The sequence below is a fragment of the Phytohabitans kaempferiae genome, assembly GCF_042433955.1.
GTDB classification, from domain to species: Bacteria; Actinomycetota; Actinomycetes; order Mycobacteriales; family Micromonosporaceae; genus Phytohabitans; species Phytohabitans kaempferiae.
Genome location: NZ_JBHLUH010000035.1, coordinates 25,703 through 39,179 on the forward strand (window position 1 = coordinate 25,703; position 13,477 = coordinate 39,179).

At 72.8% G+C, this 13,477-nt stretch carries 17 protein-coding genes; 11 read left to right on the forward strand and 6 right to left on the reverse strand.

Annotation, left to right across the window (positions count from 1 at the left end):
• The first annotated feature begins 104 nt into the window (after positions 1 to 104).
• The gene (locus ACFFIA_RS17485) at positions 105 to 728 is read left to right on the forward strand and encodes a TetR/AcrR family transcriptional regulator (protein WP_377252212.1); all 624 of its coding nucleotides are present in this window, start codon (positions 105 to 107) and stop codon (positions 726 to 728) included.
• A gap of 28 nt (positions 729 to 756) precedes the next feature.
• Here the strand turns inward: ACFFIA_RS17485 and ACFFIA_RS17490 are convergent, their stop codons facing one another.
• A complete protein-coding gene (locus tag ACFFIA_RS17490; RefSeq protein ID WP_377252214.1) occupies positions 757 to 1,428 on the reverse strand; it encodes a DsbA family protein in 672 nt (223 codons plus the stop codon).
• Between the two features lie 125 nt (positions 1,429 to 1,553).
• Here ACFFIA_RS17490 and ACFFIA_RS17495 point away from each other — a divergent pair, with 125 nt between their 5' ends.
• From ACFFIA_RS17495 to ACFFIA_RS17515, 5 genes are read left to right on the forward strand one after another with little or no spacing between them, the layout of a single operon-like run.
• Positions 1,554 to 2,453 (forward strand): S1C family serine protease, encoded by a 900-nt coding sequence (locus ACFFIA_RS17495; protein WP_377252216.1) that lies wholly within the window; start codon positions 1,554 to 1,556, stop codon positions 2,451 to 2,453.
• Positions 2,454 to 2,489: 36 nt separating this feature from the next.
• Complete coding sequence (locus ACFFIA_RS17500; RefSeq protein WP_377252218.1) at positions 2,490 to 3,089, forward strand: sulfite oxidase-like oxidoreductase; 600 nt, start codon at positions 2,490 to 2,492, stop codon at positions 3,087 to 3,089.
• Complete coding sequence (locus ACFFIA_RS17505) at positions 3,059 to 3,811, forward strand: ferredoxin reductase (protein ID WP_377252220.1); 753 nt, start codon at positions 3,059 to 3,061, stop codon at positions 3,809 to 3,811. The genes ACFFIA_RS17500 and ACFFIA_RS17505 overlap by 31 nt, the downstream gene beginning before the upstream one ends.
• Before the next feature lie 6 nt (positions 3,812 to 3,817).
• Entirely contained in the window at positions 3,818 to 4,096 is a 279-nt protein-coding gene (locus ACFFIA_RS17510) for a DUF6510 family protein (RefSeq protein WP_377252222.1), read from the forward strand.
• A 2-nt stretch (positions 4,097 to 4,098) separates the two neighbouring features.
• Complete coding sequence (locus tag ACFFIA_RS17515) at positions 4,099 to 4,692, forward strand: GNAT family N-acetyltransferase (RefSeq protein WP_377252224.1); 594 nt, start codon at positions 4,099 to 4,101, stop codon at positions 4,690 to 4,692.
• Here the strand turns inward: ACFFIA_RS17515 and ACFFIA_RS17520 are convergent.
• On the reverse strand, positions 4,667 to 5,659 hold the full coding sequence (locus tag ACFFIA_RS17520; RefSeq protein ID WP_377252227.1) for a serine hydrolase: 993 nt from the start codon (positions 5,657 to 5,659) through the stop codon (positions 4,667 to 4,669). The two genes, ACFFIA_RS17515 and ACFFIA_RS17520, sit on opposite strands and share 26 nt — an antisense overlap.
• A gap of 149 nt (positions 5,660 to 5,808) precedes the next feature.
• Here ACFFIA_RS17520 and ACFFIA_RS17525 point away from each other — a divergent pair, with 149 nt between their 5' ends.
• From ACFFIA_RS17525 to ACFFIA_RS17535, 3 genes are read left to right on the forward strand one after another with little or no spacing between them, the layout of a single operon-like run.
• On the forward strand, positions 5,809 to 6,567 hold the full coding sequence (locus ACFFIA_RS17525; RefSeq protein ID WP_377252229.1) for an SDR family oxidoreductase: 759 nt from the start codon (positions 5,809 to 5,811) through the stop codon (positions 6,565 to 6,567).
• The gene (locus tag ACFFIA_RS17530; RefSeq protein WP_377252231.1) at positions 6,564 to 7,595 is read left to right on the forward strand and encodes a phosphotransferase family protein; all 1,032 of its coding nucleotides are present in this window, start codon (positions 6,564 to 6,566) and stop codon (positions 7,593 to 7,595) included. Before ACFFIA_RS17525 ends, ACFFIA_RS17530 begins: the two co-directional genes overlap by 4 nt.
• Positions 7,596 to 8,801, forward strand: coding sequence for an acyl-CoA dehydrogenase family protein (locus ACFFIA_RS17535; protein ID WP_377252234.1), 1,206 nt, complete (start codon positions 7,596 to 7,598; stop codon positions 8,799 to 8,801).
• A 196-nt stretch (positions 8,802 to 8,997) separates the two neighbouring features.
• On the opposite strand, the gene ACFFIA_RS17540 is transcribed toward ACFFIA_RS17535, so the two are convergent.
• Genes ACFFIA_RS17540 through ACFFIA_RS17550 form a run of 3 tightly spaced genes read right to left on the reverse strand, consistent with a single transcriptional unit; the run spans position 8,998 to position 11,068 of the window.
• On the reverse strand, positions 8,998 to 9,864 hold the full coding sequence (locus ACFFIA_RS17540) for a DUF72 domain-containing protein (protein ID WP_377252236.1): 867 nt from the start codon (positions 9,862 to 9,864) through the stop codon (positions 8,998 to 9,000).
• Between the two features lie 9 nt (positions 9,865 to 9,873).
• Positions 9,874 to 10,524, reverse strand: coding sequence for a nucleoside/nucleotide kinase family protein (locus ACFFIA_RS17545; protein ID WP_377252238.1), 651 nt, complete (start codon positions 10,522 to 10,524; stop codon positions 9,874 to 9,876).
• 31 nt (positions 10,525 to 10,555) lie between these two features.
• Positions 10,556 to 11,068: a winged helix-turn-helix domain-containing protein gene (locus ACFFIA_RS17550; protein WP_377252241.1), complete on the reverse strand. Its 513-nt coding sequence runs from the start codon at positions 11,066 to 11,068 to the stop codon at positions 10,556 to 10,558.
• Positions 11,069 to 11,595: 527 nt separating this feature from the next.
• On the opposite strand from ACFFIA_RS17550, the gene ACFFIA_RS17555 reads away from it, so the two are divergent.
• A complete protein-coding gene (locus tag ACFFIA_RS17555; RefSeq protein WP_377252243.1) occupies positions 11,596 to 12,030 on the forward strand; it encodes a hypothetical protein in 435 nt (144 codons plus the stop codon).
• Positions 12,018 to 12,869 carry an MFS transporter permease gene (locus ACFFIA_RS17560; protein ID WP_377252245.1) on the forward strand — a complete coding sequence of 284 codons (852 nt, stop codon included), beginning with the start codon at positions 12,018 to 12,020 and terminating at the stop codon, positions 12,867 to 12,869. The genes ACFFIA_RS17555 and ACFFIA_RS17560 overlap by 13 nt, the downstream gene beginning before the upstream one ends.
• A gap of 214 nt (positions 12,870 to 13,083) precedes the next feature.
• On the opposite strand, the gene ACFFIA_RS17565 is transcribed toward ACFFIA_RS17560, so the two are convergent.
• On the reverse strand, positions 13,084 to 13,464 hold the full coding sequence (locus ACFFIA_RS17565) for a thiol-disulfide oxidoreductase DCC family protein (RefSeq protein WP_377252247.1): 381 nt from the start codon (positions 13,462 to 13,464) through the stop codon (positions 13,084 to 13,086).
• Between the last annotated feature and the right edge of the window lie 13 nt (positions 13,465 to 13,477).

The following is a 13,477-nucleotide window of genomic DNA, read 5'->3' on the forward strand; positions in this document are numbered from 1 at the left end:
ATCGACGCGGTTCTACCAGAACCCGCCGTGACCTGGCACCCACAGTGCCCTCCGGACCCAGAGCCGGTACGGAGCGCGAAAGTCCCGCCCGGTACGCTCGCGCGGTGGCGGATTCGGGCGAGGTGCGGCGGCGTGGCCGGCCCCGGGACCCCGACATGGAGGCGCGGGTCTACAGCGTCGCCGTCCTGGTCTTCGCCGAGAAGGGCTGGGCCGGCTTCACGCTGGACGAGGTGGCCCGCCGTTCCGGTGTCGGCAAGGCGTCGGTCTACCTGCGGTGGCGCGACAAGCGCGAGCTGCTGCTCGCCGCGATGGGCGACCGGCTGGAGCCGTTCCAGGGCTGGACCCACACCGGCGACCTGCGCGAAGACCTCAAGGCGATGGCCCGCTACGTCTTCCAGATGTACTGGGGCTGGGCCGGCCTCGCGGTCATGCGGCTGTGGCTCGACGCGCGCACCTACCCCGACCTCTTCGCCGACCTGCGTGACTTCTATCTCTTCGGCAGCGTGCGGATGGTGGAGGCGATGATCGGGGCGGCGGTGGCCCGGGGCGAGCTGCCGGAGGGCACCGAGCCGGCGCTGGTGCTCGGCACGATGTTCGGCGTGGCCACCGTCCAGGTCTCGCTGGCACCGCCCGCGCCGGGCGAGGACGTCACCGCCCGCACCGAGGAGTACGTCGAGGCGCTCGTCGACATGGTCCTCACCGGCCTGCGCCGCGGCCCGGCCGGCTGAGCCGCCGCGCGGCGCGTCCCGGCCCGCCTCACTCGGGGGCCGCGTGCCGCCCGGTCGCGCCGGCCCGCCGCACCGCCCGCCCGAGCAGGGCCGAGACCCGTTCCTCGACCTGTCGCGCGGTCGCCGCCCCGGTCATCACCGGCGTCAGCCGGCCGCCCGTGTCGACCAGCAGCGTGGGGAAGGCGACCACGCCGAGCCGCCGTACCCGGGCGAACTCCGCCTCCGCCGCCCGCAGCGACCACGGATGGTCGAAGCCGGCGACCACCGCCGCCTCGTCCAGCCCGTACTCCCGGGCGATCCGCCGGTGCGTGTCCGGCCCGGCGAGGCTCCGCCCCTCGACGAAGAACGCCTCCTGCGACGCCGCGGCCAGCTCCACCGCCCGCTCCGGCGCGGCCCGCCGCAACGCGACATACCCGCGGGCAGCCGCGGTGGAGTTCATCACGAACGTCCCGTCCGCGGTCAGCCGCTCGTAGCCGTCGCCGAACCACGCGCCGGTCAGCTCGGCGATCCGGCGGTTGGTGCCGGACAAATCGCCCAGCCGGTGGAGCGGCACCCGCGCCGCACCCACGTAGAGCCCTCCACAGAGGACTTCCACGGGGACTCCGGGATACGCGGCGGCGAGATCCACCATCGTCTGCGCGAATCCGTACGACCACGCGCAGTAGCCATCGAACACATAGACGAGCCCAGGTTCGTTCATCGGTCCCCCAACGACCTCAAACGCCGCCCGGGAGTACGTACCGCGGGGCGGGCTCAGATGGTCAGGCTCGGGAAAATTTCCCGTTTCCGTTCAGCCGGCGGGCGCCGCCGTCCGTATCACCGGGCATGACCGCGATGCTGGGGTACGACGACCGGGGCGGCCCGTACCGCGAGCCCCAGTACCACGAGCCCTGGCCGGGGCCGCGCAGCTACCCCCGCCACCGGGCCGACCTGCCCCCGGGCACGGTCTGGGACGCTCCCCCGCCGGCCCGGTCCCGCCGGCGGGGGCCCCGGCTCCTGCTCGCCGGCCTGCTGGTCGCGGTGGTGTCGGCGGGCTCGGGCGGCGCCGCCGGCTGGTACGCCTCGCTCTGGGCGAACGCCCCCGCCGGCGGAGCCCGCCTCACCGCCGGCGGGGCCGTGCCGGACGCGCTGGTCGGCGCCGCCGAGCAGGCGCTGCCCGGCGTGGTCTCGGTCGAGGTCGTCGGCGAGGACGAGGCATCCTCCGGGTCCGGCTTCGTCATCGACGACCGGGGCCACATCATGACCAACAGCCACGTGGTGGTCGCCGGCGGGCGGATCACGGTCGTCGGCCAGGACGGCGAGGAGCGCACCGCCCGGCTGGTCGGGCGGGTCGCCCGCACCGACATCGCGGTGCTCCGGGTCGGTACGGGCGCCGAGCCCCTCCGCCCGCTCGCGCTCGGCCGCAGCAGCGACCTGAAGGTCGGCGAGCCGGTGCTCGCCGTCGGCTCGCCGCTCGGCCTCTCCGGCAGCGTCACGGCCGGCATCGTGAGCGCGGTCGACCGGCAGGTGCGGCTGGGCGACGCGGCACGGCAGCCGGCGGTACAGACCGACGCCTCCATCAACCCCGGCAACTCCGGCGGCCCGCTCGTCAACGCCCGCGGCCAGGTCGTCGGCGTGAACACCGCGATCGCGACCATCGACGGCAACGGCAACATCGGCATCGGCTTCGCCATCCCGATCGAACGGGCCGCGCAGACCGCCCAGGAGATCATCGCGGCGGCCTGACCTTGCGGGGCGGGCATCCGTGGAAGACTGAGGCCCGTGGGTATCGTCTCGCCGGGCTTCCGTGGCCGGCCGCGCTCGTCCGGGCCCAAGCTGCCGCCCGGGCAGTACCTGGTCGACGACTTCCCGGTCCTCTCCGCCGGCCCCACGCCCCGGGTGCCGATGGACCGCTGGGAGTTCGTCATCACCACCGAGACCGCGCGCGAGCACCGGTGGAGCTGGCCCGAGCTGATGGCGCTGCCCAGCGAGACGCCGGTCGTCGACATCCACTGCGTGACCAAGTGGTCCAAGCTCGGCACCACCTGGCAGGGCGTCTCCCTCGACACGCTGCTGTCCGATGTGGACACGGCGGCCGACTACGCGCTCGTCCACTCGTACGGCGGCTACACCACCAACCTCCCGCTCGCCGACCTGGTCGACGGGCAGGCGTGGGTCGCCTACCAGTTCGACGGCGACGACCTCGCCCCGGAGCACGGCGGCCCGGCCCGCCTGCTCGTTCCCCACCTGTACTTCTGGAAGTCGGCGAAGTGGGTGCGCGGCATCCAGCTGCGCTTCGAAGACGAGCCCGGGTTCTGGGAGACGGCCGGCTACCACGACTACGGTGACCCATGGCGCGAGCAGCGGTACCAGGGCGACTGACCTGGCGGGTCGGCACGCTGGCGGAGGCCCGCGCCGAGACACCGACCGCCCGCACGCTGGTGCTCGACGTGCCCGGCTGGCCCGGCCACCTCGCCGGCCAGCACGTCGACGTGCGCCTCACCGCCGAAGACGGCTACAGCACACAGCGCAGCTACTCCCTCGCCGCGCCGGCCGATGGCGAGCGGGTCGAGCTCACCATCCAGGCCGTACCGGAGGGTGAGGTCTCGCCGTACCTGATCGAGGTCTACTCCCCCGGTGACCCGGTGGAGCTGCGCGGCCCGGTGGGCGGCTGGTTCGTGTGGCGGCCCACCAGCACCGACCCGGTGCTGCTGGTCGCCGGCGGTTCCGGCATCGTCCCGCTGATGGCGATGATCCGCGCGCGGCGGGCGGCGGGCAGCCGCACCCCGTTCCGGCTCATCTACTCGGTGCGCACGCCCGACGACGTCTACTACGCCGACGAGCTGCGCCGCCGGGTCCGCGACGACGCCGGCCTCGACGTCACGTACGCGTACACGCGTGCGGTCCCGGAAGGCTGGCCGACGCCACCGCGCCGGGTCGGCGTCGCCGACGTCAACACCGCCGGCTGGCCGCCGGCCCTCACGCCGGACTGCTACGTGTGCGGCCCGACCGGCTTCGTCGAGACGGTCGCCGACATCCTCGTCGCACTCGGACACGACCCCCGCCGCGTGCGCACCGAGCGCTTCGGCCCGACCGGAGGTTGACACAAAATGCCCGAACCCGCACTCGACCTCGGCCCGCACATCGACGGCAACGTGCTCGCCGGCCCGCTACAGGAGATCTTCGCGGTCGACGTGACCGCCGCGACCAGCCGCTGCGCCTCCTGCGGCCGGACCGGCGCGGTCGCCGCCCTGCACGTGTACCCGAACGCGCCCGGCATGGTCGCCCGGTGCCCCAGCTGCGAGGAGGTCGTGCTCCGCGTGGTCCGGGCGCCCGACGCCGCCTGGCTCGACCTGCGCGGCGCGGTCTCGCTGCGCCTCCCGATGTGACCGTGTTCGCCGTGGACCTGGGCGGCGGTGCCCTGCTCCGTCCCATCGAACCCTGGCAGGCGGAGGAGTTCCTCGCCCACATCGACCGGGCCCGCGCGGTGGTCGACCCGTGGATCCCGTGGGCCAGCCGCAGCACCGACCTGGAGTCGGCCCGGGCCACCCTCCAGCGGTACGCCGACCTCCAGGCCCGCGACGCCGGCCGGCTGTACGGCATCTGGCTCGACGGCACGCTGGTCGGCGGCACGATGTTCGTCCACTTCGACGCGAAGGCCGGCGCCTGCGAGATCGGCTGCTGGCTGGAGCCCGCCGGGCAGGGCCGAGGGCTGATCACCAAGGCCGCCGGCCACCTCGTCGACTGGGCGATCGGCGTGCGCGGCATCCACCGGGTCGTCTGGCAGAACCGCCCGGAGAACATCGCCAGCCGCAACGTGGCCCAGCGCCTCGGCATGCGGCTCGAGGGCGTGCTGCGCGAGGAGTTCCTCTACCAGGGCGAGCGCCACGACACCGAGGTCTGGTCGCTGCTGGCCCCGGAGTGGCAAGGGCTGACCGCCGGCCACGCGACGGCCCCGATCAGCCCCCGGCGCGGTACGGAGTGACCGTGTGCCGCGCCTTCGCGGCGGGGTTGGCGGCGGTGGTGACCGAGTCGAGCATCGCCCGCCCCAGCACCGCGTGCGCCTGCACCGCCGGATGGGTCGCGCCGTAGTTGTCCAGATCGGAGAGTCCGTCGGCGAAGAGCGCGTACGTGAGCACCGGCGCCCCGTCCGTGCCGAACATGATGCCGGCCTCGTGGCGGGAGGCGCCGAGCGTGTTGAAGTCCGCGCCGTACTTGGTGGCGACCCGGCTCCGCTCCGCCGACGACATGTTCCGCCGCACGCCGTCGTGGTAGCCGTTGACCCACCGGGTCACGCCGAGCATGAAGTCGCAGGAGGCGGGTGACAGCAGCGTCTTGTCGGCCAGCCGCCGCAGCAGGTCGTGGGTCTCGCGGGGCGTGGTGACGCCGAGGAAGAAGCGGTTGGGGTTGGCGACCGGCTCGACCCGCGTGTGCGTGAAGCCCTTCGCCGCCAGGATCTCGTTGATCTCCAGGGCCGGCACCACGCGCCCGCACATGCGTACCGCCGTGTTGTCTGAGACCAGCAGCATCGCGGTGAGGAAGTTGGCGACGGTGATGTCGTCGCCCCAGACGGTGTGCAGGTGGTAGATGCCGCTGCCGCCGAGGATGATGTCGGCCGGCAGGTCGAGCTTCTGCCCGAGGCTCAGCTGGCCCCGGTCCACCTTGTCCAGCACCGCGGTCGCGACGAAGAGCTTCTGCACGCTGTACCCGTGGATGACGTGGTCGGCGTCGTCCGCCACCAGTGTGGTGAGCGCGCCGGTCCCGTCGAGCGCGGCGATGTGCGAGTGCCAGGTGCCGCCCGCCTTCGCCTTCTGCCGCGCGTACAAAGCGGCGATCCCCCGGAGGCCGCCTCCCGCGAAGGCGTGCGCGGGTCCGCCCGTCGTGCCCGCCGCCACCGCGGCGGCGGCGGCCGTCACCCCGAGCGCGGCGCGCCGGCTGATTCCGCTGGCCATCCGAATCCTCCCCATGGTCGTCGATGGACGGCGCGAGATTACCGGATCGACCCTTCACTCCGCCTTCACCCGCGCGCGGGCGGCGCCGGTTTAGCGACTGGGCAGTAACATACTGCGGAGCAGCACGCGACGAGGCGGGAGGCGACCGGGTGGAGCGTCGGCTGGAGGGGAAGGTCGCGCTGGTCACCGGCGCGAGCCGGGGCATCGGGCATGCCGTGGCGCGGCGGCTGGTCGCGGAGGGCGCGCGCGTGTGCGTCACCGCCCGCAAGCCCGAGCCGCTGCGCGAGGCGGCCGCCGCGCTGGGCGGGCCCGACCAGGTGCTCGCCGTCGCCGGCAAGACGGACGACCCGGCACACCGGGCGGAGGCGGTCGAGCGGGCGGTCGAGACGTTCGGGCGGCTCGACATCCTGGTCAACAACACCGGCATCAACCCCACCTTCGGCCCGCTGCTGGAGACCGACCCGGCGGCGGTGCGCAAGATCTTCGACGTCAACGTCTTCGCGGCGGTGTCGTGGGTGCGGCAGGCACACGAGGCGTGGCTCGGCGAGCACGGCGGCGCGGTCGTCAACATGTCGTCGATCGCCGGGCTGGGTCCGGCCCCCGGCCTGGGGGCGTACGCGGCGAGCAAGGCCGCCCTCATCCAGGTCACCGCCCAGCTCGCGGTCGAACTCGCGCCTACGGTACGGGTCAACGCGGTCGCCCCGGGCGTGGTGAAGACGCAGTTCGCGACCGCGCTCTACACCGGGCGGGAAGACGAGGTGGCGGCCGGCTACCCGCTGGGACGGCTCGGCGTGCCGGCCGACGTGGCGGGGGCGGTGGCGTTCCTCGCCTCGCCCGACGCGGGCTGGATCACCGGGCAGACGCTGGTGGTCGACGGCGGCGTCACGCTCGTCGGCAACCTGGCATGACGTCCGCCAGCCCGCCCGGGCTGGAGCTCGCCCGGCTCCGCGCGTACCTCGACGCGCACCACCCCGGCCTCCGCACCGGCGAGCTGCGCGCGGAGCTCATCGCCGGCGGTCGCTCCAACCTCACGTACACGCTCCACGACGACTCCCACACCTGGATCCTCCGGCGGCCGCCGCTCGGGCACGTCCTGCGTACCGCCCACGACATGACCCGCGAGCACCGCGTGATCAGCGCGCTCGCCCCCACCGCCGTGCCGGTGCCCGGCACCGTGCTGCTCTGCCCCGACGCCGAGGTGCTCGGGGCGCCGTTCTACCTGATGGAGTACGTGGCCGGCACGATCTACCGCACCGCCGAGCAGACCGCGTCGCTGGGGCCGGAGCGGGCGGCCACGCTCGCGTACACGCTGGTCGACGTCCTCGCCGACCTGCACGAGGTGGACCCCGCGGCGGTGGGGCTGGGCGACTTCGGGCATCCGGCCGGCTACCTGGAGCGGCAGGTGCGGCGGTGGAAGGGGCAGCTCGACGCCTCCCGCAGCCGCGAGCTGCCGGGCATCGAGGAGCTGCACGCCCGCCTCGCGGCCACCACGCCGGCGGAGAGCGGCGCGGGCATCGTGCACGGCGACTACCGGCTCGACAACGTGGTGGTCGACGCGGGCGGGCGGGTCGCCGCCGTCCTCGACTGGGAGATGGCGACGCTCGGCGACCCGCTCGCCGACCTCGGGCTGCTCCTCGTCTACTGGGACGGGCTGGGGCGGATCGGCGGCAACGCGGTCGCCACCGCGGTCAACCCCGCCGCCGGCTTCCCGCCGGGGAGCGCGCTCACCGCCCGGTACGCCGAGCGCCGCGGCGCCGACCTGGCCCGGCTGCCGTGGTACACCGCGTTCGGCTACTTCAAGCTCGCCGTGATCGCCGAGGGGATCCACTACCGGTACACCAGGGGCAAGACCGTCGGCGCCGGCTTCGAGGAGCTCGGCGCGATCGTCCCGCCGCTGGTCGCGCAGGGCCACGCCACGCTGTCCGAGGAGACCTAGATGGACTTCGGGTACGACGACAAGACCGAGGAGCTCCGCGAGCGGCTGCTCACCTTCATGGACGAGTACGTGTACCCGGCCGAGCCGGTCTACGCGGAGCAGGAGGCGTCCGGTCCACTGTGGACGACACCGCCCATCGTGGACGAGCTGAAGGCGCGGGCCCGCGAACGCGGCCTGTGGAACCTCTTCCTCCCCTCGATCGGGCTCACCAACCTCCAGTACGCGCCGCTCGCCGAGATCACCGGCCACAGCCCGCTGCTCGCCCCCGAGGCGCTCAACTGCTCGGCACCGGACACCGGCAACATGGAGCTGCTCGCCGAGTTCGGCTCGGCGGCCCAGCGGGAGCGGTGGCTGGAGCCGCTGCTGGAGGGGCGGATCCGCTCCGCCTTCTGCATGACCGAGCCGGACGTCGCCTCCTCCGACGCCACCAACATCGCCACGCGCGTCGAGCGCGACGGCGACGAGTACGTGGTCAACGGCCGCAAGTGGTGGTCGTCCGGCGCGATGAACCCCCGCTGCGAGATCCTCGTGGTCATGGGCCGCACCGACCCGGAGGCGCCGCGGCACCGCCAGCAGAGCATGATCCTGGTACCCCGCGACACTCCCGGCGTCACCGTGCGCCGAGGGCTGCGGGTCTTCGGGTACGACGACGGTGGACACGGCGGTCACGCGGAGATCTCGTTCGAGGACGTGCGCGTACCAAAGGAGAACCTGATCGCCGGGGAGGGTGACGGCTTCGCGATCGCCCAGGCCCGGCTTGGTCCCGGCCGGATCCACCACTGCATGCGCCTGATCGGCATGGCCGAGCGGGCGCTGGCGCTGATGTGTGCGCGGGCGAGCGAGCGCGTGGCCTTCGGGCGGCCGATCGCCGAGCACGGCGTGGTGGCCGACTGGATCGCCGAGTCGCGCGTACGAATCGAGCAGGCCCGGCTGCTGGTCCTGAAGACCGCGTGGCTGATGGACACGGCCGGCAACAAGGCCGCCCACGCGGAGATCCAGGCCATCAAGATCGTGACGCCGGCGATGGCCGAGTGGGTACTGGACAAGGCGATCCAGGCCCACGGCGGCGGCGGGGTCAGCCAGGACTACCCGCTGGCCCGGCTCTGGAGCGCCGCCCGCACGCTGCGGATCGCCGACGGCCCGGACGAGGTGCACCGGGCCGCGCTCGCCCGGCGCGAGCTCCGCCGCCAGCGGCCGTCCGCCTGACGCCGCCGCCCTTCGGCTGCCGCTTGGCCGGTGGCCGCCCCGTGGCAGCGCGCCGAGCAGCGGCAGCCTGGATGAAGTCGAGCATCCGGTAACAGTGTGCGAGCAGCTCGCGCCCGTGCACCGGCCGCTCGAACTCGGCTTCAGTGATCGACTCGCGCCATGATCATCCATCCGGCGCGACATTCACAGCGTACTTTCAGGAGAGCAAGTCGATTAGCTGGCTCGCGTTGCGCTGTGCATAGTCGCGGTAGCAGTTGTTGGTGAGCACGTGCAACTGGTCACTCTCGCTGGCCAGCTTCTTCAGCTTGGGCGCCCACTCGATCAACTCCTGTTCCGAATACAGGTAGCCGAACTTCTCGTGGATGTCCTTACTGGTCCACTTTTCACTGTGGCCGTGAAAGCGCACCACCGACAGGTCGGCGGTCGCGACCAGCAGCGGCGGCACCGACGACTTGTACCCCTGGGGCATGTCGACGCAGACGTACGGCAGTCGGTGCTCGCGCAGGAACTCCAGCGTCTCGTCGCGGTTGCCGTCGGCGAACCACGAGGAGTGGCGAAACTCGTACACGGCGCGCAACGGCCGCACGCGGCGCTCCACCTCCAGCAGGTACTGCTTGTTGGCGCGGCGGATGGTGAACCACGGCGGAAACTGGAACAGCAGCGCGCCCAGCTTGCCCGCGTCGACGAGCGGCTGGAGCGCGGCGAGGAACCGCTCCCACACCTGCTCGTACGCGGCCGGATCGAGGTCGCCGGGATAGACGCTCTTCTTGTCGGTCTCCGGCCGGAGGTCCTTGTAGATGGCGGAGACCTTGGTGGGATGGCCGGTGAGCAGGCTGAACGCCTTGATGTTGAACGTGAAGCCGGGCGGCGTGCGCTCCGCCCACAGCCCGGCGGTCTGCTCGGCGGGCGGCGAGTAGTAGGTGGAGTCGACCTCGACCAGCGGAAACTGCTCCGCGTAGTGACCCAGTCGCTTCTCCGGCGTGTCCGCGCTCGCCGGGTACCACCCCGACTCGAGCAGCGTGCGGTCGGTCCACGACGCCGTGCCGACCTTGATCTCCCCCACGCTCCCAGTTCACCCGCCGGCGCCGCCTTCGGCAACCGGAACGACCAACGCGGGGTGCCGCGGGTCGTCCATCCGCACCACCGCGTCGGCGAACGAGGCCGGATCGACCTCCTCCGCGTACCGCGCGTAGGCGGGCAGCGTCCACCGCAGGTCGGCCGGCATCCGCCGGTCCAGCGCCGAGGGCGACAGCACCAGGTGGAACGCCACGTCGAACGGCAGGACGCCGCCGAGCAGCAGCGCACCGCTCACGAGGACGGCGGCGCCGGGCGGGACGGTCAGGTAGGGCGCGCGGGTCGCGCGGTCGGTCGCTGGGTCCCAGAGGCTCGGGAGGACCCGGCCGGTGCCGCCCGGGGAGAGCGGGTCGAGCACCTCGCGGCGCAGCCCGGCCTCGTCGAGCCAGCCGGTGTAGAAGGCGTCGGAGTTGTCCCGCCCGTACTCGAAACGCAGCGACGCCGACCGCAGGAAGCCACCGGCGGCGACGTGGACGGCGGGGCGCCCGCGGGCCCGGAGCGGGTCGACGAGCGCGGCGGCGAGCCCGTCGGGGTCTGCCGGTGGCGGCCCGTCGACCGCCACCCTCAGCCACTGCCCCGGCCGGTCGGCGGCCAGCCGGTCGGCGAGCTCCGCCACGAGCAGGTCGGGGGCGATGGGACGCACGCGCATCCCACCAGCGTGCCGCACCGGGGGCGACGGCTCAGGCGTCGCGCTCGATGACCACGCGCGCGTCGTCTGCCAGGCGGTAGCCGACCCCGTAGACGGTGGTGACCAGCGGCACGTGCATGCCGATCTTGGAGCGCAGGCGGCGGATGTGCACGTCGACCGTGCGCGCGCCGGCGTGCTCGTAGCCCCACACGCCGGTCAGCAGTTGGAGGCGGCTGAACACGCGGCGGGGGTTTTCCGCGAGGAAGAGCAACAGGTCGAACTCGAGCCGGGTCAGCCGCAACTGCTCGTCGCCGAGCAGCACGGTGCGGGAGGCGGCCAGGACGCGCAGCGTGCTCTCGCCGGTGGACGCCGCGCGGCTCGGGACCGGCGCGTCACCCTCCTCCGCCTCCTCCTCGTCGAGGGAGTCGGGCGCGGTGGCGACCGGCGGTGGCGAGAGGCTCACGGTGCCCTCGCCGCGCTCCACGAGCTCACGCGCCACCTCGAGCAGGCGGAAGGCCTGCGGGGTGAGCCCGTCGTCGCTGGCGAGCGGGATCGAGAACGTCACGGTGAGTGTGGGTGAACCACCGGCGGGCCGGCGGCTCCCGGGTGCCCGGCCAGGCCCCGGTGGCTGCGACATGTGCCATCCGACGCGCGTGGACGTGGCGACGACCGACATGGGTCCTCCTCAACAATCGGATATCGCCCGCGTGCGGCCCGAAAATGGGGCCGGTGTTAGTACGCGAAGCGAATCCCCAGGAAACTCAAGTTTTACAGCGGTGCTGCCGGCCCCAATTCCGGCAACATTCCACCAGTCAAACGGTTTCCGACCAGAAACAGAGCCATGCGTGAGGCAGGACGATTAAGTCAGGCGAAGAAGGCACACGAGTATCCCCAACAGAGTGCATGTGTCGATGGTCCCGGCCCGCCCGGTCCCCGGTCAATAGGCGCGGGCGTTGCAGAAATGTGACAATCGACAACCTTTGCGGGAATCGATATCTCTCACTACCTCGCGATTGCCTCCCCTAAAAGGGGGGATGGACGCTCGGTGAGCATGACCGTCCACGATCATCGGTCCGGTATCGTCACCGTGCTGTGGACACGCTGACGACCCCCGGGCGGGCGGCGCGCCTGCTGGCCACGGTGGCCGCGGGGGTGCTGCTGCTGGCGGGCACCTTCTGGGGGGTCGACGACGACTTCCCGTTCGGCCCGTTCCGGATGTACTCGACCGCGCCCGGCCCCGACTCCCCCGCCCCGGACACGCGCGTGGAGGGCGTCGACACCACCGGCGCGGTCGTCCCGCTGACCGAGCGGAGCACCGGCATCCGCCGGGCCGAGATCGAGGGGCAGATGCAGGCGTACGAGCAGGACCCGTCCCGCCTGAGCCGGGTCGCCGAGGCGTACGCCGCCCGCAACCCGAACGCGCCGGCGCTGGTCGAGGTGCGCATCGTGATCCGCTACGAGGGCGTGAAGGACAGCCGCCCCACGCGTACCCACACCGACGAGACGGTGGCCTCGTGGCGGCCGTGAAGCGGTGGCTCTTCGAGCCGGTGCCGCGGGGGCGGATCGCGGCGTTCCGCACGCTCGTCTACCTCTTCGTCGTCGCCGACCTGACCGTGATCACGCCGTGGGTGCGGACCCACGCCCACGTCCCCGGTGACCTGTACCAGCCGCTCCTCGTGGGGCGCATCCTTCCGCTGCCCACGCCCACCCCGCTGCTCGTACACGCCATCTTCTGGATCCTGCTGGTGACGTCGCTGGCGGCGGCGACCGGACGCGCGCCGCGGGTCCTGGGCTGGACGGTCTTCGCGCTCTACTTCGAGTGGATGATCATCGCGATGAGCTACGGGAAGGTGGACCACGACCGGTTCGGCTTCCTGGTAGCGCTCGCGGTGCTCCCCACCGTGGGGCGGGCGCGGCACGGCGACACCACGCGGACCGAGGCCGGCGGCTGGGCGCTGCGGGTGACCCAGATCGCGGTGGTGTGCACGTACTTCCTGGCCGCCATCGCCAAACTCCGCTTCGGCGGGCTCGACTGGCTGACCAGCTCGGTGCTCGCCCGCGCGATCATCCGGCGAGGCACCGACTTCGCCGACCTGATCGCCCAGGTGCCCTACCTGCTGATCGTGGCGCAGTTCGGCATCGTGGCGTTCGAGCTGCTCAGCCCGCTCATCTTCGTACTGCGCGACCGCTGGCGACACGCGGGGATCGGGTTCTTCTACACATTCCACCTGTTCACCTACGCGGCGATCACGATCTCGTTCGCCCCCCACCTGGTGGCGATGGCCTCGTTCCTGCCGCTGGAGAAGGTGCGCCCGATCGAGTGGCTGAAGGCACGGCGGGGCGAGCGCGCGGCGGCGCAGACCTAAGGCCTTTCCAAGGGGCAGATTCGGGCTACCGCGATGTTCGTCGTGGTCGAGACCGCTGCTCCCGCAGCCTCGCCCTCCGCGGTCAGCGAGGGTCGACCCTGACCCACGCGGCCTCCGGCCTTTGTGGCGATTTCTTGACCGGGTCTTGTAGGTGCGAGGCGCGGTTGGGCGGTGCCGCCCGCCACGGCACCGCGAAGATCCGGCCAGGTGCGCCCTAGGCGTCGGGGCGGGGCACGGCGCACGCGGCGGTGCCGCCCGGCATGCGGTGGCGGTTGCGCGCGACCCAGCGGTACACCGGCCAGGCCGCCGCCCGCACCGGGAGCAGCCGCAGCACCGCGCCGGCCGCCCGCCACCAGGGGCGGCTGGAGCCGAGCAGCAGCGCGATCGCGTCGGGCCCGGCGGCGGTGGCACCGGTGCGCGGGTCGACCCACTGCACCGCCTCCGCGCACTGGGCCGCGGTGAGCCCCAGCGCGTCGAGATCGGCGAACTGCCACGGCACCACGCGCGCCGGCGAGGGCACGCGACGCTGGGCGAACTCCGCGCACGAGGTGCAGAAGGCGCAGTCGCCGTCGTACACGAAGGTCGGTCGGTCCATACCTCCATGGTGC